The sequence below is a fragment of the Enterobacteriaceae bacterium Kacie_13 genome (genome assembly GCA_013457415.1).
Lineage (GTDB): Bacteria > Pseudomonadota > Gammaproteobacteria > Enterobacterales > Enterobacteriaceae > Rahnella.
Window position 1 is genome coordinate 590381 of sequence record CP045665.1, and the last position, 22519, is coordinate 612899.

Annotated in this window: 16 protein-coding genes and 1 tRNA gene; 8 read left to right on the forward strand and 9 right to left on the reverse strand. The window is 47.8% G+C overall.

Translation table 11 applies throughout. From position 1 onward, the window contains the following. Positions 1 to 30 precede the first annotated feature (30 nt). A complete protein-coding gene (locus GE278_02705; protein ID QLK59764.1) occupies positions 31 to 2325 on the forward strand; it encodes a hypothetical protein in 2295 nt (764 codons plus the stop codon). Positions 2326 to 2404: 79 nt separating this feature from the next. Here GE278_02705 and GE278_02710 read toward each other — a convergent pair whose 3' ends face one another. From GE278_02710 to pepA, 3 genes are all read right to left on the reverse strand, one after another. Continuing rightward, on the reverse strand, positions 2405 to 5260 hold the full coding sequence (locus GE278_02710; protein ID QLK59765.1) for a valine--tRNA ligase: 2856 nt from the start codon (positions 5258 to 5260) through the stop codon (positions 2405 to 2407). After that, entirely contained in the window at positions 5253 to 5738 is a 486-nt protein-coding gene (locus GE278_02715) for a DNA polymerase III subunit chi (protein ID QLK59766.1), read from the reverse strand. Before GE278_02715 ends, GE278_02710 begins: the two co-directional genes overlap by 8 nt. Positions 5739 to 5859: 121 nt before the next feature. Continuing rightward, the gene (gene pepA, locus GE278_02720; GenBank protein ID QLK59767.1) at positions 5860 to 7371 is read right to left on the reverse strand and encodes a leucyl aminopeptidase; all 1512 of its coding nucleotides are present in this window, start codon (positions 7369 to 7371) and stop codon (positions 5860 to 5862) included. Between the two features lie 277 nt (positions 7372 to 7648). On the opposite strand from pepA, the gene lptF reads away from it, so the two are divergent. Together lptF and lptG are read left to right on the forward strand one after the other, a co-directional pair. Then, positions 7649 to 8743 carry an LPS export ABC transporter permease LptF gene (gene lptF, locus GE278_02725; protein ID QLK59768.1) on the forward strand — a complete coding sequence of 365 codons (1095 nt, stop codon included), beginning with the start codon at positions 7649 to 7651 and terminating at the stop codon, positions 8741 to 8743. Next, the gene (gene lptG / locus GE278_02730; protein QLK59769.1) at positions 8743 to 9813 is read left to right on the forward strand and encodes an LPS export ABC transporter permease LptG; all 1071 of its coding nucleotides are present in this window, start codon (positions 8743 to 8745) and stop codon (positions 9811 to 9813) included. Before lptF ends, lptG begins: the two co-directional genes overlap by 1 nt. A 73-nt stretch (positions 9814 to 9886) precedes the next feature. Here lptG and ampH read toward each other — a convergent pair whose 3' ends face one another. Beyond that, the gene (gene ampH / locus GE278_02735; protein ID QLK59770.1) at positions 9887 to 11026 is read right to left on the reverse strand and encodes a D-alanyl-D-alanine-carboxypeptidase/endopeptidase AmpH; all 1140 of its coding nucleotides are present in this window, start codon (positions 11024 to 11026) and stop codon (positions 9887 to 9889) included. A gap of 219 nt (positions 11027 to 11245) precedes the next feature. On the opposite strand from ampH, the gene GE278_02740 reads away from it, so the two are divergent. The 5 genes from GE278_02740 (at position 11246) to GE278_02760 (ending at position 15320) form a co-directional block, all read left to right on the forward strand. Continuing rightward, positions 11246 to 11330, forward strand: a tRNA-Leu gene (locus tag GE278_02740). Between the two features lie 198 nt (positions 11331 to 11528). Next, the gene (locus GE278_02745; GenBank protein ID QLK59771.1) at positions 11529 to 12776 is read left to right on the forward strand and encodes a DUF4102 domain-containing protein; all 1248 of its coding nucleotides are present in this window, start codon (positions 11529 to 11531) and stop codon (positions 12774 to 12776) included. A gap of 262 nt (positions 12777 to 13038) precedes the next feature. Further along, positions 13039 to 13227, forward strand: coding sequence for a hypothetical protein (locus GE278_02750; GenBank protein QLK59772.1), 189 nt, complete (start codon positions 13039 to 13041; stop codon positions 13225 to 13227). Positions 13228 to 13243: 16 nt separating this feature from the next. Continuing rightward, a complete protein-coding gene (locus tag GE278_02755) occupies positions 13244 to 13846 on the forward strand; it encodes a restriction endonuclease subunit S (GenBank protein QLK59773.1) in 603 nt (200 codons plus the stop codon). After that, positions 13839 to 15320, forward strand: a complete 1482-nt coding sequence (locus GE278_02760) for an N-6 DNA methylase (GenBank protein ID QLK59774.1) — start codon at positions 13839 to 13841, stop codon at positions 15318 to 15320. The genes GE278_02755 and GE278_02760 overlap by 8 nt, the downstream gene beginning before the upstream one ends. Before the next feature lie 45 nt (positions 15321 to 15365). On the opposite strand, the gene GE278_02765 is transcribed toward GE278_02760, so the two are convergent. The 5 genes from GE278_02765 to GE278_02785 all read right to left on the reverse strand — a co-directional run bounded on the left by GE278_02765 (position 15366) and on the right by GE278_02785 (position 22513). Next, entirely contained in the window at positions 15366 to 16079 is a 714-nt protein-coding gene (locus GE278_02765; protein QLK59775.1) for a DUF45 domain-containing protein, read from the reverse strand. After that, complete coding sequence (locus GE278_02770; protein QLK59776.1) at positions 16079 to 19174, reverse strand: HsdR family type I site-specific deoxyribonuclease; 3096 nt, start codon at positions 19172 to 19174, stop codon at positions 16079 to 16081. Before GE278_02770 ends, GE278_02765 begins: the two co-directional genes overlap by 1 nt. Before the next feature lie 14 nt (positions 19175 to 19188). Then, positions 19189 to 19884, reverse strand: a complete 696-nt coding sequence (locus GE278_02775) for a hypothetical protein (protein ID QLK59777.1) — start codon at positions 19882 to 19884, stop codon at positions 19189 to 19191. Beyond that, positions 19877 to 21067: an AAA family ATPase gene (locus GE278_02780; GenBank protein QLK59778.1), complete on the reverse strand. Its 1191-nt coding sequence runs from the start codon at positions 21065 to 21067 to the stop codon at positions 19877 to 19879. Before GE278_02780 ends, GE278_02775 begins: the two co-directional genes overlap by 8 nt. Positions 21068 to 21154: 87 nt before the next feature. Next, positions 21155 to 22513, reverse strand: coding sequence for a restriction endonuclease subunit S (locus GE278_02785; protein ID QLK63162.1), 1359 nt, complete (start codon positions 22511 to 22513; stop codon positions 21155 to 21157). Between the last annotated feature and the right edge of the window lie 6 nt (positions 22514 to 22519).

Consider the following 22519-nt stretch of genomic DNA (forward strand, 5'->3'; position numbering starts at 1 on the left):
GATGAAAATCCATCGGCGGGTTTTATCGATATGACTATGGATTTTAAAGATCTATATGATCAGGCAAATGCTGCAAATAAGAACAATCAGCAAGGTTTTTTCGACTTGATAGGAAATAATATACCTTTCTTAAATGCTTTCGTTGACGAATTAAATAAAAACCAAGCCGCCAAAGATGCTTATGCATCCTTCTTAGATCAAAGTGATTTATCTCCTGAAGAGAAAAATAAATACTATGCCGAACTTGCCGAGTACACCAAAAGGAAAGGCAGTGAATTTAAACAATCAACTGATAATTTTAATAATATTCTGGCTAATAATCCATGGCTGGCATATCACCCGGCTTTGTTCATTCCGATAGCCTTAGGGACTTATTTTGGCCCTTCCATACTTGAGGCTCTCAGAGCTTCGTCACCTGTCATTCTTGATCTGGATAGTGACGGTGTTGAGACTATCAGTCTTTCTGACGGTGTGTATTTTGATCACGACGGGAATGCTTTCGCAGAAAAATCAGGCTGGGTAGGGAAAGATGACGGTTTACTGGTTCTTGATATTAACCAGGATGGCAATATAGATTCAGGTCGTGAGCTTTTTGGCAACAATACTTATCTTAAAGATGGAACCCTGGCGAAAAATGGTTATCTGGCATTACAAGAACTGGATGACGACCACAATGGCAAAATCGACAGTGCAGACGCAATATGGCAGCAGCTGAATGTCTGGCAGGATAAAAACAGTAACGGTAAAGTCGATAGCGGAGAATTGCTTTCGCTAGATTCACTGAAGATCAGTTCCATTGCCACGGGCTATACCAATTCTACACTTATTGACGATAACGGTAATACTCACCAGCAGAACAGTAGTTTTACGTTCAATGATGGAACACGGGGAGCCTCTAGCGATGTCTGGTTTGATGTGAACAAAGGTGATACCCGTTCGAATCACTCACAACCTTTACCGGATGATATTTTAGCCATGCGTTATATCCGAGGTTTCGGCAATATGACTGATTTACAGACGGCGATGGCGGATAACAGTGAACTTGAAGCATTAGTCAGGCAGGCTATTGCCAGTCAGAATGATATTGATGTTCTGACGGACCAGATTATATATGCATGGGCGGGGGTGAGTAATACCGTTTCAGGATCGCGTGGAGCGTATATTGATGCCAGACAATTAGCCGTCCTGGAAGTGGCCACCGGTGAAGATTATCGAAGCACTGTAAATGGCACCGTTAATCCTCTGGTTAATGCAGGTAAGATCCTTAGTGAAGAATATCAGATATTCCATGATTATGTTTCATCAATGATTTTGGCTCAGACTATTTATAAGGAGGAACTATCCTTAATCACGCCGACATTTAAAAATGATCTGAGTGGCTTTACGCTGAATTTTTCAGCATTTAATATTTATCTGGAAGGCCTGAAAGAAAGTGATGTTTCTCGTTTTCTAAATTTAGTGAACGTCGGTTCAGGATTATTGGCTTATACGCCACAATTTTCTGATGAGTCAGGTTTATTAAGCTCGTGCTCTCAACATTACATCGTGAGTCATTCGGCTGATGAAAAACTTATTGGGCATAATAATATTTCTGACCATTACATTTTCGCCGCAGGGCACGGGAAAGATACCGTCAATGAATCCGCCAGCAAAGAGGAGCAGTCCGATACGCTTCACTTTACCGGTGTGAATGCGACGGCAGCCCGGTTTAGCAAGCAGGGGAGTAATTTGGTCATTCAGGCTTATGGTGCCGATGATGCCGTGACCGTCAGCGGGTATTTTAGTAGCAGCAGCGATCGCTTTCTGCATTTTGCCTTTGACGATAAGACTCTCAGCCTTGCCGACATTGAGGCGATGAAAATAGGAGTCAGCGGCGCCGAAGGGAATAACGTATTAACCAGCAGTCATGGCAATGGCACACTTTCCGACAGTGCAGATCCTGACACTTATCAGTTTGCCCGAAGCCAAAATCAGGATGCTGTTTATGATTCGGCAGTCCAGACCGGAAGCGTTGATACACTCAAATTCACCGATGCCGAAGTTCAGGATCTCTGGTTCTCCCGCAAAAATAGCCATTTAATGACCAGCCAAACAGAATCGAATGATTCAATAATGCTTAACAACGTGTTCTCAGGTTCTGCCTGGCAAAATAAAGTGATCAGCCTTGACGACGATCAGTCGCAGGTAAGCGAGCAGGTACAAATGCTGATCGATGCTATGGCGACTTTTGGAAATCGGCAAAGTGATTCGCTGACACAAAATCCGCAGATGAAAGAGTCTGTCCAGGGGATCACCAGCTCTTCGCTATGGGCACAGTCGGAGTGAATGGGCGTGAGATATCGAGTTGGCAGCACAATAAAAAGGCCGCTTTCGCGGCCTTCGTCATTTCATGCGTTCATCAACATTACAGTGCAGCGATGGTCGCTTTCTGTTCTGCAATTTTGATTTTGGCTTCGCCGCAGGCTGCCAGACGGTCGCGCTCTTTAGCGACAACGGCTTCTGGCGCACGCGCCACAAAACCTTCGTTCGACAGTTTGCCTTCGATAGACGCAATCTCACCGTCCAGTTTCGCCATCTCTTTGTCCAGACGCGCCAGTTCGGCGTCTTTATCAATCAGACCGGCCATTGGGATCAGCAGCTCAGCGCCTTCCACCAGTTTGGTGACAGACACCGGGCCTTTGTCGCCTGCAGGCAAAATGGTGATGGACTCCAGACGCGCCAGAGACTGGATGAAGCTCAGGTTCTGTTCCACACGACGCTGTGCATCAGCACTTGCGCCACGCAGCAACAGTTCCAGCGGCTTGGCCGGAGACAGGTTCATCTCGGCACGGACGTTACGGATAGCGATGATTGCCTGCTTGATCCACTCGAGATCGGCCAGCGCCAGTTCATCCGTTTTGGCCGCATCATATTCCGGGAAAGGTTGCAGCATGATGGTTTCAGCTGTGATGCCTTTGAGCGTTTTGACGCGCTGCCAGATGGTTTCTGTGATGAACGGAATGATCGGATGCGCAAGACGCAGCAGACCTTCCAGCACTTCCACCAGCGTATGACGGGTACCGCGCAGTTGTGCTTCACTGCCGCCGTTCATCACCGGTTTGGTGAGCTCCAGATACCAGTCGCAGAACTGGTTCCAGGTGAATTCATACAGAATGCTGGCAGCCAGATCGAAACGATAGGTATCCATTGCGTCGCGGTAGGCTTTCACCGTGCGGTTATATTCCGCGAGGATCCAGCGGTCTGCCAGTGACAGCTCGAGTTCGCCGCCGTTCAGGCCGCAATCCTGATCTTCTGTGTTCATCAGCACGAAGCGGCTGGCGTTCCACAGTTTGTTACAGAAGTTGCGGTAACCCTCAAGGCGCTTCATATCCCAGTTGATGTCACGGCCGGTAGAAGCCAGCGCCGCCAGCGTGAAGCGCAGGGCGTCGGTACCGTGCGGTTCGATGCCGTTCGGGAACTGCTTCTCGGTGCGCTTGCGGATTTTCTCGGCCAGCTGGGGCTGCATCATGTTGCCGGTACGTTTTTCCAGCAAGTCTTCCAGCGAGATACCATCGATCATATCCAGCGGATCGATCACGTTACCTTTTGACTTGGACATTTTCTGCCCTTCGTCATCGCGAATAAGACCGGTCATGTAAACGGTGTTGAACGGAACCTGTGGTTTACCGTTTTCATCTTTCACAAAGTGCATGGTCATCATGATCATGCGCGCGATCCAGAAGAAGATGATGTCGAAGCCGCTCACGACCACGCTTGAAGGGTGGAAGGCTTTGAGATCAGGCGTCTGCTCTGGCCAGCCCAGCGTGGAGAAGGTCCACAGACCGGAAGAGAACCAGGTATCGAGCACGTCTTCGTCTTGCGTCAGGACCACGTCTGCGCCCAGATTATTTTCGCTGCGCACTTCTGCTTCGTCACGGCCAACGAACACATTGCCTTCGGCGTCATACCACGCCGGGATGCGGTGACCCCACCACAGCTGACGGGAAATACACCAGTCCTGAATGTCACGCATCCAGCTGAAGTACATGTTCTCGTACTGTTTCGGGACAAACTGAATTTCGCCCGTTTCCACAGCTTCCACCGCGACTTTCGCCAGCGGCGCAGTGCGCACATACCACTGGTCGGTCAGCATTGGCTCGATCACCACGCCGCCACGGTCACCGTAAGGCACGGTCAGATCGTGAGGTTTGATTTCTTCCAGCAGGCCGGCTTCTTCAAACGCTGCTACCACGGCTTTACGTGCGGCAAAGCGCTCAAGGCCACGGAATTGTTCTGGAATGTCGTTGCTGCACGCGTCGCTTTCTTCACCGTTGGTGTCGAATACTTCAGCTGTCTGGCGGATATCGCCATCGAACGTCAGGATGTTGATCATCGGCAGGCCGTGACGTTTACCGACTTCATAGTCGTTAAAGTCGTGAGCAGGGGTGATCTTCACGCAGCCGGTGCCTTTTTCCATATCGGCGTGTTCATCGCCCAGAATTGGAATGCGACGACCAACCAGCGGCAGAATGATCTCTTTGCCGATCAGGTCTTTGTAACGCGGATCTTCCGGGTTCACTGCCACGCCGGTATCACCGAGTACGGTTTCCGGACGGGTGGTGGCGACCACCAGATAGTCTTTGCCTTCAGCGGTTTTTGCGCTGTCAGCCAGCGGATAACGCAGGTGCCACATGGATCCTTTGGACTCACGGTTTTCGACTTCAAGGTCAGAAATCGCGGTGCGCAGTTTCGGATCCCAGTTCACCAGGCGTTTGCCACGGTAAATCAGGTCTTCTTTGTACAGACGAACAAACACTTCGCGCACGGCGTTGGATAAACCTTCATCCATGGTAAAGCGCTCACGCTCCCAGTCCACGGAGTCGCCGAGACGGCGCATCTGGCGGGTGATCGTGCCGCCTGATTCTGCTTTCCAGTCCCAGATTTTGTCGATGAACGCTTCACGCCCATAGTCGTGACGAGTTTTACCTTCTTCAGCGGCGATCTTACGCTCAACCACCATTTGCGTTGCGATACCCGCATGGTCAGTTCCCGCCTGCCACAGGGTATTTTTACCCTGCATGCGCTGATAGCGGATCATGGCGTCCATGATGGTTTGCTGGAAAGCATGACCCATGTGCAAGCTGCCGGTTACGTTCGGCGGCGGGATCATGATGGCAAAGCTTTCTTTACTGGTATCACCATGTGGCTTGAAATAGCCCTGTTGTTCCCAGTGCTCGTAAAGCGGCTGCTCGATGTCTTGCGGGTTATATGTCTTATCCATTTCGCTTCGTATTTTCGTCGGTCGATGTGGTGACTGAGGGCGGCGTGGCCGTCGTCAAAGAGAAACCCACGCTGCGATAGGCTTTATAGCGTTCGCGCGCAAGTTGTTTAAGGGAATCTTCGTAAGGAACGAAGTCTACCACTTCATGGAAAGCAGTAGCAAAATCTGCAAACTCAGGTAAAAGGCTGATCAGCAGGTCGCGCGGCGCATTGCCACGCTTGCCCGGCCAGCAGAGCTCCACCGGTGCGCCAAAACGCGGGCCTTCACCCGCCAGATTGTGCGGCACGAAGTGGGTCGGATCGCGCTTCCAGAGTGCTTCATCCAGACGCTCGGCCTGTGCCTGACTTTCACAGGCCAGCAGGACACGTTTGCCCATCCGGTAACGTTCAGCGGCGACCTGACAGGCCAGCGCTTCGTGCGAGCTGAGCTCGCCACTGGCATCCGGCGCATCGAGAAGAAAGAAGGTTGCCTGTTTCATGATGAGTTCACTGTGCTGCTGAGAAAAAACAGGGGCGCAACTGGGTGCGCCCGCCTGTGAAGGGTTTGGCGAACCAAACCCTGATTGTCAAAATTATACCTTATTTGACGGGTGAATCAGATCATTCATCGCCGTCAAGACCGGCCCGGTTCAGCAGGAACTGCGCCAGCAGCGCGACAGGACGACCGGTTGCGCCTTTATTTTTCCCTGAACGCCACGCCGTACCGGCGATGTCCAGATGCGCCCAGCTGTATTTGCGGGTGAAGCGGGACAGGAAGCAACCGGCGGTGATAGCACCACCTGCACGTCCGCCGATGTTCGCCATATCTGCAAAGTTGGAATCCAGCTGCTCCTGATATTCATCAGCCAGCGGCAGACGCCAGGCGCGGTCACCCGCCTGTTCGGACGCACCAATCAGCTCATGTGCCAGCGGATTGTGGTTCGACAGCAAACCGGTGATGTGATGACCAAGGGCGATCACACAGGCGCCGGTCAGCGTGGCGACGTCAATCACCAGTTCAGGATCGAAACGTTCGACGTAGGTCAGCGCATCGCACAGCACCAGCCGGCCTTCTGCATCGGTGTTCAGCACTTCGACAGTCTGACCTGACATCGAGGTCAGCACATCGCCCGGACGGAACGCCTGACCGCCAGGCATGTTTTCACAGCCTGCCAGAACGCCCACGACGTTCAGCGGCAGATTCAGTTCAGCCACCACGCGCATTGCGCCATAGACCGCAGCTGCGCCGCACATGTCGTACTTCATTTCATCCATATCAGCCGCAGGCTTAATGGAAATACCGCCGGAATCGAAGGTCAGGCCTTTACCGACGAGCACGATAGGCTTAGCGTCCGGATTAGGATTACCCTTATATTCCATCACCGACATCAGCGATTCGTTTTTCGAACCCTGACCGACGGCCAGGTAGGCATTCATCCCCAACTCTTTCATCTGCTGTTCGCCGATGACGCGCGTGGTGATGTTGGTGCTGAACGCGTCGGCAAGCTGACGCGCCTGTGATGCCAGATACGCGGCGTTACAGATGTTAGGTGGCATGTTGCCGAGGTCTTTCGCCGCTTTAATACCGGCAGACACTGCCAGACCATGCTGGATAGCGCGCTCACCGCTGGTCAGCTCACGGCGCGTTGGCACGTTGAAGACCATTTTACGCAGCGGACGGCGTGGTTCGACTTTATTGCTTTTCAGCTGGTCAAAGGTATAAAGCGATTCTTTGGAGGTTTCGACCGCCTGACGCACTTTCCAATAAGTATTACGCCCTTTAACGTGCAGCTCGGTGAGGAAGCAAACGGCTTCCATAGAACCGGTGTCGTTGAGGGTGTTGATCGTTTTCTGGATAACTTGTTTGTACTGGCGCTCATCCAGTTCGCGTTCTTTGCCACAGCCAATCAGCAAAATGCGCTCTGAAAGAATATTCGGTACATGATGCAGCAACAGGGTCTGACCCACTTTGCCTTCAAGTTCGCCACGGCGAAGCAGGGCGCTGATGTAGCCATCACTGATTTTATCGAGTTGTTCGGCAATCGGTGACAGACGGCGAGGTTCGAAAACGCCGACTACAATACAGGCACTGCGTTGTTTTTCCGGGCTACCGCTTTTTACGCTGAACTCCATGCACTCTCCTGAATCTTAAAGACAAGGGCGGGAGGTACGGCTAGAATGGTCGCCGGAGACACTCTCCCGTCATTGTGTTAACGACCTGTGTTAACCTTAAACGGCGTTAGTTTTTATTTTGGCGGCTATAAGCATGTTCCTATAGGACACCCCAATTCTCGGTGTTGTAATACTATTTTAGCTGTGAAGGTTGCCATATGATGAGAATAAATGACGGATTAGCGATGAAACTAGCGATTTTCCTTCAAAAAGACAAGTTTTCACAGGCGTATTAAGCGTGATCATCATTAGATATCTGGTTAGGGAAACCTTCAAGAGCCAATTTGCCATTCTCTTCATTCTGCTTCTCATCTTCTTCTGTCAGAAGCTGGTCAGAGTGCTTGGAGCGGCAGTCGATGGCGATATCCCAACAAATTTAGTTCTGTCACTTCTGGGTTTAGGTATTCCGGAAATGGCGCAGCTTATTCTTCCTCTCAGCCTTTTCCTCGGCTTGCTGATGACGCTCGGGAAATTGTATACCGACAGTGAAATCACGGTCATGCACGCCTGTGGCCTCGGAAAACGGTCACTGGTTATCGCTGCGCTGGTTTTGGCGTTATTTACCTCAGTTTTCGCTGGCGTCAACGCTATCTGGCTTAGCCCCTGGTCATCCAAGCATCAGGATGCAGTGCTGGCGGAAGCTAAAGCCAACCCAAGCATGGCAGCCATGGTCGAAGGCCAGTTCCAGCAGGCGCAGAACGGCAATGCCGTGCTGTTCGTCGGCAACGTGAAAGGCAAAGAGTTCCATAACGTTTTTCTGGCGCAACTGCGTCCGAGTGGTAACCAGCGTCCTTCCGTCGTGGTGGCTGATAAAGGCCATATGGTTCAGCGTCCGGATGGTTCTCAGGTTGTCACGCTGGATCAGGGCACCCGCTACGAAGGCACCGCGCTGCTGCGAGATTTCCGCATTACTGACTTCACCGACTATCTCGCCGTGATCGGCCATCAGACCGTGCAGCTTGATCCGAATGAATCCGATCAGATGACCATGGCACAACTCTGGCACTCCGATGAACCGGAAGCGCGTGCAGAGCTGAACTGGCGCTTAACGCTGATCGTGTCAGTTTTCATCATGGCGCTGTTAGTGGTTCCGCTGAGTGTGGTTAACCCGCGTCAGGGGCGCGTTCTCAGCATGTTACCGGCGATTCTGCTCTATCTGATTTTTTTCCTGCTGCAAACCTCACTGCGCTCCAACGGCGCGAAAGGCAAGCTGGATCCGATGATCTGGATGTGGGGAACGAACCTGGTCTACTTCGGGCTGGCATTGATTCTGAATGCATGGGATACCTTGCCGGTTCGTAAGATCCGCGCACGCTTGAGAGGAGCTGCCTGATGTTTGGCGTATTAGACCGGTACATCGGTCGCACTATCTTCAACACCATCATGATGACGTTGTTCATGCTGGTGTCACTCTCTGGCATCATCAAGTTTGTCGACCAGCTGCGTAAAGTCGGGCAGGGTGGATATTCAGCGGCGGGCGCAGGGCTTTACACCTTACTCAGCGTGCCAAAAGATATCGAAATCTTCTTCCCGATGGCAGCACTTCTCGGCGCACTGCTCGGTCTGGGTACGCTGGCAACGCGCAGTGAGTTGGTGGTGATGCAGGCGTCTGGATTCACCCGCATGCAGATTGCTGCGTCGGTGATGAAAACGGCGATCCCGCTGGTGCTGTTGACCATGGCGATCGGCGAATGGGTCGCGCCACAGGGCGAACAGATGGCGCGTAACTACCGTGCGCAGCAGATGTACGGCGGTTCGCTGCTTTCCACTCAGAATGGATTGTGGGCGAAAGATGGCCATGACTTTATCTATATCGAACGCGTGGCGGGCGAGAAAGAGCTGACCGGCGTGAACATCTATCACTTCGATAACGCGAACAAGCTGCAGTCGGTGCGTTATGCGTCTTCCGCGACCTTCGATAATGGCGAGTGGAAACTGTCGCAAGTAGATGAGTCCGATCTGACCGATAAACTACAAATCACCGGCTCCCAGACGCTGACTGGTGTGTGGAAAACCAACCTGACTCCCGACAAGCTGGGCGTTGTGGCGCTCGACCCGGATGCGCTGTCGATAAGCGGCCTCTACAACTACGTGAAATACCTCAAGCAGAGCGGGCAGGAGTCCAAACGTTATCAGCTCAACATGTGGAGTAAAATCTTCTCGCCACTGTCTGTTGCGGTGATGATGCTGATGGCGCTGTCGTTCATCTTCGGGCCGCTGCGTAGCGTGCCGATGGGTGTGCGCGTGGTGACGGGGATTTGCTTCGGCTTCCTGTTCTACGTACTTGACCAGATTTTCGGCCCGCTGAGCCTGGTTTACAGTATTCCGCCGATATTAGGCGCGCTGTTGCCAAGCGGACTATTCCTCGTCATCAGCATGTATTTACTGTTGAAGAAGAAGTAAAACCGCCAATACAGATAAACAAAAAGCAGGCTGAGCCTGCTTTTTTTACGTCTGTATATTGGTCTCTGAGCTGTCAGATTTCGTTATTTCGCACCAGTTCAGCGACCAGATCGTTAACGCCATCACTCATGTTTTTGAACTTAGTCAGCTCGCTGCGGGTGACCACCACGAACACGCCAATACCGCGCTGAGGCACCATCGCGACATAAGTAATGAAGCCACCGCCGCCACCGGTTTTCTGGATGATGCGCGGCAGCAACGGCGTAGGTGCCATCGTTACCCATCCCATGCCCAGTGAATCCGCCATACCCGGCACGTCCATGCCTTTCAGCGATACTAAATCGGAACGTTTGTAATACATCTTTTGCGCCATTTCGGCGGTAGTGGTGCGCTGCCCAAGGAACTGGCGCATCCAGCGACCCATGTCGGCTGGCGTGGAATACAGGCCGCCGCTGCCCGCTGCGGCAATGGTATTGATGCAAGGGCTTGGACGCAGCCCGACCATCAGCCGCGAACACTGGCTGGCGTTAGGCGTCAGCGTGGTATCGGTCATACCCAGCGGCTGGGTAATCTGCTCGCGCAGCAGCTGCGGATAAGGTTTATTAGCCGCTTTCGATAACGCATCTGACAGCAGGTCAAACGCCAGATTTGAGTAAGACGCTCGGGCACCTGGTGGTACGGTCAGCTTAGCAACGCTCAGCCAGTTCCAGCGATCGCTTTTGGTCGGCCAGGTAAAGACATCACGATGTGCCACGCCGCCCGGTTGTTCACGCGGCAGGCCGCTGGTGTGCGTCGCCAGATTTAACAACGTGATTGGATTGGTACCGCTGTAACTCGGCACGCGGGCACCGGCTGGCGCGTACTTGCGCAGCGGATCGTTAATACTGACTTTGCCCTGCTGCGCCATTTTGACCAGCACTTCACTGGTGATGAGCTTGGTCAGCGAGGCGATGCGTACCACGGAATCTTCACGCGGGCGTACGTCGGAACCGGGACGGGTCTCGCCAAAGCTGCGGAATACCTGCTGGTTATTATCCACCACCACCAGCGCCATTCCCATCGCGCCGCTGCCGTAAAAAATGTGTTCTGCATGATCATCTACGACCTGCGACGCCAGACGCGCATTCTGCTGCGCATAGCCCCATAAAGGCGTACTGGCAAAGGCCAGCGCGAGGAGCGAAAGAGAGATTTTTTTCAACAAGCGGATATCCATCAACAGGCCATTAAGAATTTGTGGTTTGTATACTAATGCGAAGTTTCTAAAACGGCATGGGAAAAAAGCGCTCAATCCAAAGATATTTGTCAGCAAAACCTACTAGCAATGCGGCCAATGCCTGTTTTTTCAACACTTAAACCGAACAAGGTAGGATAAGTATTGCGTGACCTGCTGGGCTGGGTATAATGCCCACGTTTTCCGCATACTACTTTCTGTGCCGAAGTGGCGAAATCGGTAGACGCAGTTGACTCAAAATCAACCGCCGCAAGGCGTGCCGGTTCGATTCCGGCCTTCGGCACCATTAGTATGTAAATAGACCTCAACTGAGGTCTTTTTTTATGTCTAAAATCCAGTCCCCGCAAGGCTTTCCTCGCTTTTTCAGTCAACATAAGTCAACCTGATTCAATCTACATCAACTTACTGATGCGGGTACAAATGCGGGTATATCCCGGTTCGATAATGTTTGTACCCACACAGAACCCTTGAAAGGATACTCAACATGGCTCTGAGTGATGTGAAGGTTCGTACGGCCAAGCCTGAAGAAAAAGCCTATAAGCTTACCGATGGTGACGGCATGGTTTTGCTGGTTCATCCTAACGGCTCAAAATACTGGCGGCTACGTTATCGCTTCGGCGGCAAAGAGAAGATGCTGGCATTGGGGAAATACCCTGAAGTTTCCTTAGCGGATGCCAGGGCACGGCGAGACGAAGCCCGTAAGCAGTTAGCTAACGGTGTAGATCCTAGTGAGAACAAGAAAGTCGTTCAGATGGAGCAGGAGCAAGAAGCGATAACGTTTGAAGTAGTTGCCAGGGACTGGCATGCCAGTAATCAGAAGTGGTCCACACCGCATAGTGCTCGTGTATTGAAAAGCCTAGAGGATAATCTCTTTGCTGCCATTGGTAAGCGGAACATTGCAGAACTGAAAACGCGAGACCTACTTGTACCCATCAAAGCAGTTGAGTCATCCGGACGGCTCGAAGTCGCCGCTCGCTTACAGCAACGAACTACCGCGATTATGCGATTTGCCGTTCAGAGCGGCTTAATCGATTATAACCCCGCGCAAGAGATTGCCGGTGCAGTTGCTACGGCTAAAAGACAGCATCGCGCAGCGCTAGAACTCAATCGCATTCCTGAATTACTTCATCGCATTGATCACTACTCCGGCAGGCCGTTAACCAGGTTGGCCGTGGAACTCACTTTATTAGTTTTCATCCGTTCAAGCGAGCTACGTTTTGCCCGCTGGACAGAAGTGGATTTTGAAACCGCTATGTGGACGATTCCTGGTGAGCGCGAGCCGTTGGAAGGTGTTAAACACTCTCAGCGCGGTTCAAAGATGCGAACACCTCATCTTGTTCCTTTGTCGCGCCAAGCCTTAGCTATTCTGGAAAAGATCAAAAGCATGAATGGGAACCGTGACCTTATCTTCGTGGGCGATCACGATCCGCGTAAGCCGATGAGTGAGAATACGGTGAACAAGGCTTTGCGAGTGATGGGCTATGATACGAAAATGGAAGTGTGTGGCCATGGTTTCCGGACGATGGCTTGTAGTTCTCTGATTGAATCTGGATTATGGTCGAGGGATGCAGTAGAGCGTCAGATGAGTCACCAGGAACGTAACTCAGTGCGTGCAGCTTACATTCATAAGGCCGAGCATCTGGGGGAGCGCAGACTGATGCTGCAGTGGTGGGCTAATTATCTTGATGCGAATCGGGAGAAAGGAGTAAGTCCGTTTGATTTTGGAAAGTAATACCAAAATATTTTTCCATCATGGATTTGCAAGATAAATGATAATAATCATGAGCTTAATGATCCCATGATGCATAGAGACAATCATATCTTGAAAAAGTAGTACGACGCTACTGTTGCGTAAATTCTCTAAAACCTGTTAAAGTCTTCTCACTGACCTAGTACGACGCTACTACCTAGGTAAGAGAGGGAGTAAATAGCAGTTGCCGCTGCTTTTTACCCGAAACATTCTGACCAAACCCGCTATGAGAGGCTCTAACAAAATGAACGAGAAAAAATATCAATCCCTGCGTAAAAAGTCAATAAGTAAGGGAGGGAATATGGCTTGTATCGTCATGCTGATACACGCGCTCTCCTTTTCCTCATTGCAGATGGATTTAGATGTACGTGTGGGGGATGTGAATTGGAAACACTCGATTGTACTTAAAACAACTGGAGGAAAGGGAGAGTAATCTCCCTAACTTACTTATGCATAAAATTGTTACATTAGAGAGTGTTGCTGAGATCCGCTTAGGGATGCCCTTTAAATCGGCGATACAAGATGCTGGTGAGCAAGGCTCATGTTATCTTATCCAGACGAAAGATATTGGACTTGACGGCATTTTAGATCTTGGTGCTTTAACCTCTGTTATCCCAGAAGGTAATCCTGAGAAACATTATCTTTTCCCTAATGATATTTTATTACGTCTGCGGGGGCCTGTGTTTTCAGCTGGGATTATCGAAGAGAATCTAGGCAAACCAATCATTACGTCCAATCAGTTAGCAGTGATAAGATGTAATGAAAATCTAATACTACCACATTATTTACATTGGTATATAAACTCTACTTCCGGAAGTAAATATATTCGCAGTTTGAGTGAAGGTACTAGTATTAGTAAAATTAATTCAAAAGCGGTTTCTAAAGTGATTGTTAAACTCCCAAATTTGGGAGTTCAAGAAAAAATTGGTTTTATTAATAGAAACTGGATTAAACAAAAAGTAATTTATAATTCACTAATACAAAATGGCGATGTGCTCTTTGATGGTATATGTGAAAATATCATTAATAGCGAGGAGTTAGAAAATGAGTGAAATGAAGGCACTTCACAAATCACTTTTACTTGCTTGTGATTTATTTAGAGGGAAAGTTGACTCATCTTCTTATAAAGATTATATATTTTCAATGTTATTGCTGAAATATATTTCTGATGTAAAGACTGACTATGCAGATGATTTAATTAATGAAGACTATTCTGAGTTGTTAGAAATTGTTTCTCGAGTACCACGGAATGCGAGTTTTTATAAGATATATCATGAGGCTAAGAATCATGGTGATTATATTGGAGAGAGGATTGACGACTCGCTGAGATTAATTGATCAGGCTATTGATTCGGTCTGTCAAATTAGAGGTGGTTATTTATTCGAGTCTATACAATTTGCGACGGTTAATTTTGGCGCAAGATCAGAAAGAGATCGGATGCTTAATGATTTACTCGCTATATTTGCACGTCCTGAAATGAATTTTGGTTATACCCAGGATGGTAATGACAAGATTAAAGTGGCATGTAGATATCTTTTTGAAAAGATTGCATCTGACTCGGCGATGAGGGGGGCAGAGTTTTATACCCCAGAAGGTATTTCATTACTATTTGCAGAGTTATTGCAGCCTAAGGATGGAGATAGTATTTGTGATCCTACTTGTGGGTCTGGTTCTCTTTTAATTACCCTAGGGGAAAAAATAAAAAAATCCTTTATAAGCAATAATTATACCTTATTTGGTCAAGAGGTTAATAGATCCAGTTGGGCCTTGGCTAAAATGAATATGATTATGCATAACGAGATTAATAGCCGGATAGAATGGGGGGATGTAATATCTAACCCTCTGCTTCTGGATACAGATAATAGATTGATGAAGTTTGATGTAGTTGCTTCTAACCCACCGTTAAACATTATCGGTTGGAATCATGATGATTTAGTACATAATGATTATGGTCGTTTTAATTTAGGTTTTCCACCTCAGGCTAAGGGTGATTATGCCTTTATTTTGCACATGGTTTCAACACTTAAAAGAGCAACTGGTAGAATGGCTATACTGGTATCTCACGGGGTATTGTTCCGTGGAGGTCAAGAGGAGAACATAAGGAAAAATTTAGTTAGTGAAGGGTTGTTAGATGCGGTAATAGGTCTACCAGATAGGTTGCTTCCTGGGACAGGGATACCAACCGCCATTTTGATCTTCAGGAGAGATAAAAAGAATTCTAATGTCCTGTTTATCGACGCATCTGATTTGGCTAAACCCGTAAAGGGGCGCAATTTAATAACAGATGAAATCATTGGAAAGGTATCAGAATGCTACTTTGAAAGAAGTAGTGTCGGCAATTTTTCACATGTGGCTTCTTTTGATGAAATACAAGAAAATGATTTTAATTTAAATATATCTCGGTATGTTAAGAAGCATGAAGAGCAGGTTTTTATTGATCTTGACAGCTTACGTCAACAGCGTGAAGAACTACTATCAACATTGCATGAATTAGAAAGAGAAATGAAAGGTTTTATTGATAATTGATGGAGATGGTTGATGCAATAGTATCAACCATTTTCTGATTAAATTTCAATATCCCCAATGATTATAAGCCAAGGGCATTTTATTCAACTTAGCTCTGTGTTCGCGCCAATTTGGTAAGTGCATGTTCATTAGAGCGGTAAAACGCTCGTTGTGCTTGCGTTCGTGTAGATGAACTAGCTCGTGGACCACAATGAATTCAAGGCATTCAGGAGGTTTTTTCACCAGCTCGAGATTTATCCAGATACGTGCGGTCTGAGGATTACAGCTACCCCATTTAGTCTTCATTCGCTTGATGCCAACATAACTGGCTTCAGCCTTCATTTCCGGCTGCCATTTTGCCATTAACTTTGGCAGTCTTTGTTTTAAAATACTGCGATACCATTGGTTGAGAAGGGCTTCCCGCTGGGCCGTATCATAATGTGGAGGTACTTTCATTCGTATCCAACCACCTTGGAGTTTCACTTCAGCGGGCTTATCCACTAAAACTACATCCAGCCGATATCCTCTTCCCCAAAGGTAGTGTGTTTCGCCACTACACATTTCTCGTTCACTCTGGCGCGGCTGAGCCTGAAATTGTGCTTGCTGCTGTCGAATCCAAACCAGCCTTCTGACTACAGCCATCCTGATCGCTGTGTCTGACAGTGAGACGGGGGCTGATACTCTTACTCGGCCATCCGGAGGTAGAACGCTGATATGCAGGTTTTTAATTTTTTTTCGCTGTAAATCCAAAGTGAGTTCACCAAAGGTAACCAAAGGCATCAGCGATACTCCTTCTGGGCCTTCACCAAGGCCATCACATCCGCGACCGTCACTGCATAACCTTTAATTTCTTCTGCAATAGCGAAGCTGATCTCGCGCTCTTTAAAACGATCTCCATACCAGTCGGCCTTTTTAGTGTGACGTACTGCAGTATCTATCTTTATAGCTAACACTTCATCCTGCCCGAGGTTGTCATACAACGCTTTCTTGGCGAGAGTATCAATGCTTGCTGGATAAGTACTTTTACTACCTGACTGTGGATGTTTCACCTGCTTCGCTAGTTCACGTACGTGCTCCAGATACTCTTGATAGGAGATAGCCTGTTGACGACGAAGTGCAATCAGTTCATCAAGCAACACCGACATTTTTTCGTAGTATTTCGGGTTGACCGGATTTTCATCAACAATGGTTCTGCGAACGTTATTTTCAATCGCCTCAGCCATGGCCTCCTGGTTGCCACGCATGTCGGCTGGAAGTCCATCCAGTGCGCCTTCTCCGCGTTCAATAATCAGCTCAAGTAGCCCTAGCTGCTCAAAGTCCATCAGCGTTTCACTTGGATCGGCATCCACCCAAAGATCTAGCATCTGCCGCATACCTGGCTCGAACTGCTTCATATCCACGAGATCGCCACTGGCTATTTTGATTTCATCGCGAACTTTCGAGTAAAACTCAACTTCGAGGCGGATTTTCTCTGCCTGCTGCTCACTATAGCCAGCATCTGTCAGTTCACCTGCCAGACCAGTAAAAGTGCGGATAAGCCTCGCCACAGATTGATAAAGTGTTAGTCGTAGCGCTTCTTTCTCGGATAATTGTTCGGCTACTGCACCGGGTTCACCACAGAAATAGTGCTGATAATCTAGCTGATGTCGTGGCATGCGAACTGGTTCGCAAAGAGTGCGAACTACATCAAGCGCGCCATCCAAATCAATTTTGGCCTGTTGCAAACGATCTTTCAGTAACCCGGCTACATCTTCTTTGTCGTAGCCATCAAAAGCTTCTGCAGTGTAGTCCTGAACTGTTTTTTCCAGCGAGCGGAAAAGATCTTTATAGTCGACAATATAACCGTATTCTTTGTCCTCCCCATCGAGTCGATTAACCCGGCAGATCGCCTGGAAGAGGTTATGGTCAGCCATTTTTTTGTCGATATAAAGGTAAGTTGCAGAGGGGGCATCAAACCCAGTCAATAACTTATCAACGACTATCAATAGGCGCATCTGGCCAGGTTCTTTGATAAAGCGTTGTTTGACCTCTTTTTCAAAATCACTCACGCGTTTGGCTGCCTCAGCCTCCGGCTGCTCAAAATACTCCGCAAGCATTTTGCGATAGATGTTGTACTTGGCTAGTTTCTCAGTCAGCCCTTCGCCACTTTCCTCACCTTTAATCTCACTGGCATTCGGCTGATAGCTAGTGACGATGGCACATCTACCGGCGAAACCTGCCTCACTGAACATCTCATAGCACTTGCAGGCCTGATAAACACTAGAACAGACCAACATGGCATTACCGCGACCGTTGGCGAGTCGTGGTTTTTGTTCGAAATCGAGAAGGATGTCAGCCACAATTTGCTCTAGTCGCGAGCGACTCGACAATAGCTTCTGCATTGAAGCCCATTTCTGTTTGAGTTGCTGCTGACCAAGGCGAGAGAGTTTAGAGGTTTTGGCATCAAACCACTGGTCGACTTTTTTCTGAGATTTCACTCGTTGATCGATGTCACGAGCCTCGTAGCGCAAATCCAGCACAACTCCATCATTCACTGCTTCGTCGAATTTATAAGTGTGAATATAGGGCCCGAAGATTTCGACTGACTTTTTCTTATCTTTCTTCATCAGTGGGGTGCCAGTGAAGCCGATAAACTGCGCATCTGGGAGTATGCTTTTCATTGCCGAATGCAATTTGCCGGACTGGGTTCGGTGGCACTCATCCACAAATACGAACAATTTTCCCTTCGGGCTAAAATCGGCATGAATACTTCGTTTCATTTGTTCGATGAAATCGTCAGTGTCGGCCTCTATGTCATCCTCTTCGTGACGGCCAAATTTATGTACTAGCGAACATATAAGCCAGGGTTTGGTTTGATTAAGGCGAGTTACCAAATCTGCTCCGCTTCGGGTGCGAAGGATTTCCTCTTCCACGCCGTTGAAGACTTTTTCGATTTGTTCATCTAGCTCTGTGCGGTCGGTTATGATCAGCACTCTACTATCAGTGATATTTTCTCTGATCCATTTTGCCAGCCAAACCATAGTCAGACTTTTACCGCTGCCCTGGGTATGCCAGATGATTCCGCCTTCGTTACGTTGAATATAAGGTTTCGTTGCAGCGACGCCAAAATATTGGTTATGGCGACAGGTTTTTTTCACCCCAGCATCAAAGACGATAAAGTCGTGGATCAATTCCAGCAGGCGCTGTTTATTACAAATCTGGGCCAGATGACGATCGAGCATGTTGGAATGGGGGGACTCAGCCGCTTCTTTCCATTGGAGATAATATTTCTCCGGCGTTTCGATTACGCCATAGCGAAGCCCTTCTAAATTATTACCGGCCATCACCAATTGGATAGTGGTGAAGAAGTTACGGATAAATGCTTTTTGCTGGTTATCGAGGTTTTGGCGTATACCTTCTGAAACTGACACTGTAGAACGTTTAAGCTCAATCACACCAAGTGCAATGCCGTTAACATACAGAACCAGATCCGGGCGTTTCTTATTTTCGCCGTTGTGTGTCACTTCTTCAGCAATAGCAAAATCATTCGCTTCTGGATTTTTCCAGTCCACCAGCCAGATGGTCTGATTCTGCTCGCCTGCACCTTCCTTGTCCTTTACGCCGTAGCGCAACAGGCGATAGACCTCTTTGTTGGCATCGTAGAGGATACGGCCTTCGCCGAGACTTGCGGCTCGGTCAAGTTGTCGCAATACTCGGTCGATAAGCACTTCTGAAACGCCACATTTTGTTAGCCAGGCAGAAACTAAGCCGGGTTCGATGTTGCTGTTGTCTTCGCGTTTATGCCAGTTTCCCAGATAGCGATAACCTAAGTGCTCGGTGAATAGTTGGATAACACGTTTTTGTGTTATGCGTTCACGCTGGCCGACATTATTCATAATCTATCCATAAATTAGATGGCAGCGATAATTGCACTTTCAAATCGTTGAGCCTGAATACTTAGTGCTTTAACCGTTTGCCAATTGTTAACAATATTAGGTGCTTTAGCTTGATAATCTCGTTTAGTTTTCTTTATTTTTGTCGCTTTATTCAGATGACTTAAGCCATCTTCAAGACCAATATTGCATTCCGCATTTAGTAACAATGGATGCCCTGCGTTCAACGTTGCTGCTGCAAGCCACATACCTGACGACTGAGCTGGAAAACATAATGCTGAATGATTCCCCAAAGTTACACCACCGAGCCATGAACTTAGAACATTCTCCAGGGCATCGGCTGAATCACTGGCTGGAGGACATTGCCGGGCACAAGGGAGTCCCAGCCAACCATAATGCTGTGATAGTGCAACAATGTCTGCTCCACAGTCAGCGTACCGAAAGGTTGATACATCAACATCCAAATGAATAATGAGGAGGTCGAAGCTACTTAGCGTCGGATCGTCATCTAAAGAACCGATATGTCGCCTGCTCGTTTCATAGCACCATTTTAAGACACCACCCCAACCACTGCCCATTGCTGGCTGAGTAGGTTCTGGCTGCAATTGTGTCAAGATAAAGGATCTTGGGGCTAAGATTGCCTTTAGTGCTGCTTCTATAACCACATAATCTGTTGGCCCTTCAGCCACGAGAGCTATACGAATATCAGACATTGGGAACTGCCCCCAAATGACCCATCAGCCATAATCGTGATAATGGGTACTCCTGATTCAACTTAATCAATGCAGATGTCAACTCAATGCGACGAAAGCAAGTTAGCCCATTGCTATTTCGCTCTACAGCAAATAATCGAGTTTCGGGATCAGTTAAATCCAGTCCATCCAATACAGCGGGGTTATGTGCAGTAAACAGCAATTGACGTTGCGGATCGAAATGTTGCAACCATTTAGACAAATGTTTAGTCAGACTCGCAAGTAGTCGAGGGTTGAGAGCTTGGTCGAGATTATCGACTGCAAATATTTTCGGTGATTGTGGTAAGAGGCACAATACCGCTGTAAACAGAACGTATAGAGCTCCTTCACTTGCATCATAAGCTGTCAATTCATTGCGGCTTTTTTGCATGAAGCGGTCAGTAAACTTGAGCAAATGCTTACTCCTGGGCACTTTGGGAGAAAGTAAATTTCCGGCCTGTGTAGTAATACGAACATCAGCCACCCAGTCGATCAATGTCAGCACTTCATCAAGTATTTCTTCTCCTTCATCTCCCATTGATTCAAGATAGATGCGTAAAAGCTCAAATGCTTCAGCTAATTGGCCTCCATTTAGCCCAACGGGACGGCGAGATTGAAGATCAGGGGTTATTCCACGCAAAGTTGGGGTGTTAGGACAATAAATTGCATATTCCTGTAAGGATCTCATCAACTGTGCCGCAGGATTGGATTCTTCTAGTTCCACCATCTTAAGTGCTGCTAGACCTGCCAATGGATTGAGATTTTTCTTGTTACGGACTCCATCGGCAATTACCTCGTTTTCCCCATCATAGAGATATTCTGTCTTATAAGACCAGGCTGGTTCCGGGGAATCTAACGGATTGAGCAGGGATGCCCTATAGCACTCGCTCATATCACCCGTAGCAGTAATTCTGATATGGGAAGGTGTACGTTCACTGGCAAATGAACTCTTATAAAGTCGTGGTACACCAGCCCGTACACCCCGACGTAGGAGGCTTTCATCATCCACTACTCCATTGGCAGCAGCACCGAGTACGCCTAATGCTTCTAGAAGGTTGCTTTTACCTACTCCATTCGCACCAATAAAACAGTTCACTCTTCCTAACTCAATAGGTTGTTCCTGCATGATCGATTTGAAACCATGGATTGTCAGTTTTCTAATCAAGATGGAGTCCTCCTAGTACCAATCAGTAAGCACAACAGTATAAGGATCCTACCGTAATGTCCCATATTCTGTGTAATATGTTTATATTCAAGCATATTGTTCCAGAGGTAGTCGAATACGTCCGGTCAGTAGTTGTTGCATCATCCCTTGTTTTATATCGCGAACCTTGGCTAGTTTTTGTTCCATTGTAGTAAGCTCGGCATCCATATCTGAGAGGATGGTAGCAATTGCGGCTTGCTCTTGTTTAGAGGGAACCGGTACTGGTACAGACAAAAGATTATTTTTTGAAATACCAAAAACTTTCATTCCGGTTGCTAATTGATCAATTATTTTTTTTACATTTAAATTGCTATGCAAATAACCTCTATATCCATCAGATAGCTGTTTGTATTTATCTCTTAGTAGATATGTATGCAAGCCAGCCACTATTTTTTTGTTGCCAATACTGCATACTTCAATACTTTTACCGATGCCACTGTAATCTTCTGAAGCGTCAGCCATAATTACATCACCATTTTCTAAAAACGAAGAGGATACTAATTTTTTTGATATCTTTGGCAATTCTACGGCACTAGCGTCAAGCTTATTATTCCATTTTGTATGGATGTCACCGTAGTGTATATATCCATATTCACCATTATGGCTGAGGTCAGCGCGGGGATTGGTGGATGTAGATAAAAAATCAAATATTTCACCATAGGTTAATACGGTCCAATCCTCTGGTAGTTTACCTAATTCACAGATTTTGTATCCCTTAAGAGTTCCATCAGGATGTTTAGCAAATTGCGGTAGACGAGTACGACCCGTCAGCAGTTGTTGCATGGTAGCGGTTTTGATGGCCTGTTTTTTAGCGATTAACTTCTCAAACTCGGTAATTAGGACATCGATATCGGATAGCACATTACCAATGGCGATCTGTTCTTTGAGCGAACTTGGTAGGGCAAGAGAAAAATTTCTTAGTGTTGCTATTGTTATTTCTTGGAGAGCCGATCCGTTCATAGATGCGAGGAATCGGTCTGCTGAATCCTTACAGGATAAATATTGTTTTACATATCTTGAATCATACGTACTCTTTAGTGCAATTAACGCCACACCTCTCGTGAGATTTGCACCTTGAGTATATTTATCAACAATAGCTATCTCGCCGACCTTACCTCTAAGGGGAATTAAAATATCATCTTTCTGAAGTATTGTTCTACGATAAGATTCACTAATTTTTTCTGATGTTGTTATTAGGTTATCAGTTTGGATTTTTCCGTTTGATATATCGACAACTCTAATGCAGGGGATACCATTAACTACAGAAGGACCAGTTTGTACGATTCCATAGGAGATTGGCCTTTTAGGTTCAGTAATCATTGATAACGGCTCAACAGCCCAATCCTCGGGAATTACACCCACTTCCGTAAGTTTAAATCCTGCAGGAATTGGTTTGTCGGTATGCATTTCACT

What these genes read in the sequence shown, in the direction of transcription:
- GE278_02705 (QLK59764.1), top strand. Translation starts at nt 31, where the DNA reads ATGACTATGGATTTTAAAGATCTATATGATCAGGCAAATGCTGCAAAT.
- GE278_02710 (QLK59765.1), bottom strand. Translation starts at nt 5,260, where the DNA reads ATGGATAAGACATATAACCCGCAAGACATCGAGCAGCCGCTTTACGAG.
- GE278_02715 (QLK59766.1), bottom strand. Translation starts at nt 5,738, where the DNA reads ATGAAACAGGCAACCTTCTTTCTTCTCGATGCGCCGGATGCCAGTGGC.
- pepA (QLK59767.1), bottom strand. Translation starts at nt 7,371, where the DNA reads ATGGAGTTCAGCGTAAAAAGCGGTAGCCCGGAAAAACAACGCAGTGCC.
- lptG (QLK59769.1), top strand. Translation starts at nt 8,743, where the DNA reads ATGTTTGGCGTATTAGACCGGTACATCGGTCGCACTATCTTCAACACC.
- ampH (QLK59770.1), bottom strand. Translation starts at nt 11,026, where the DNA reads ATGGATATCCGCTTGTTGAAAAAAATCTCTCTTTCGCTCCTCGCGCTG.
- GE278_02745 (QLK59771.1), top strand. Translation starts at nt 11,529, where the DNA reads ATGGCTCTGAGTGATGTGAAGGTTCGTACGGCCAAGCCTGAAGAAAAA.
- GE278_02750 (QLK59772.1), top strand. Translation starts at nt 13,039, where the DNA reads ATGAACGAGAAAAAATATCAATCCCTGCGTAAAAAGTCAATAAGTAAG.
- GE278_02755 (QLK59773.1), top strand. Translation starts at nt 13,244, where the DNA reads ATGCATAAAATTGTTACATTAGAGAGTGTTGCTGAGATCCGCTTAGGG.
- GE278_02760 (QLK59774.1), top strand. Translation starts at nt 13,839, where the DNA reads ATGAGTGAAATGAAGGCACTTCACAAATCACTTTTACTTGCTTGTGAT.
- GE278_02765 (QLK59775.1), bottom strand. Translation starts at nt 16,079, where the DNA reads ATGCCTTTGGTTACCTTTGGTGAACTCACTTTGGATTTACAGCGAAAA.
- GE278_02770 (QLK59776.1), bottom strand. Translation starts at nt 19,174, where the DNA reads ATGAATAATGTCGGCCAGCGTGAACGCATAACACAAAAACGTGTTATC.
- GE278_02775 (QLK59777.1), bottom strand. Translation starts at nt 19,884, where the DNA reads ATGTCTGATATTCGTATAGCTCTCGTGGCTGAAGGGCCAACAGATTAT.
- GE278_02785 (QLK63162.1), bottom strand. Translation starts at nt 22,513, where the DNA reads ATGCATACCGACAAACCAATTCCTGCAGGATTTAAACTTACGGAAGTG.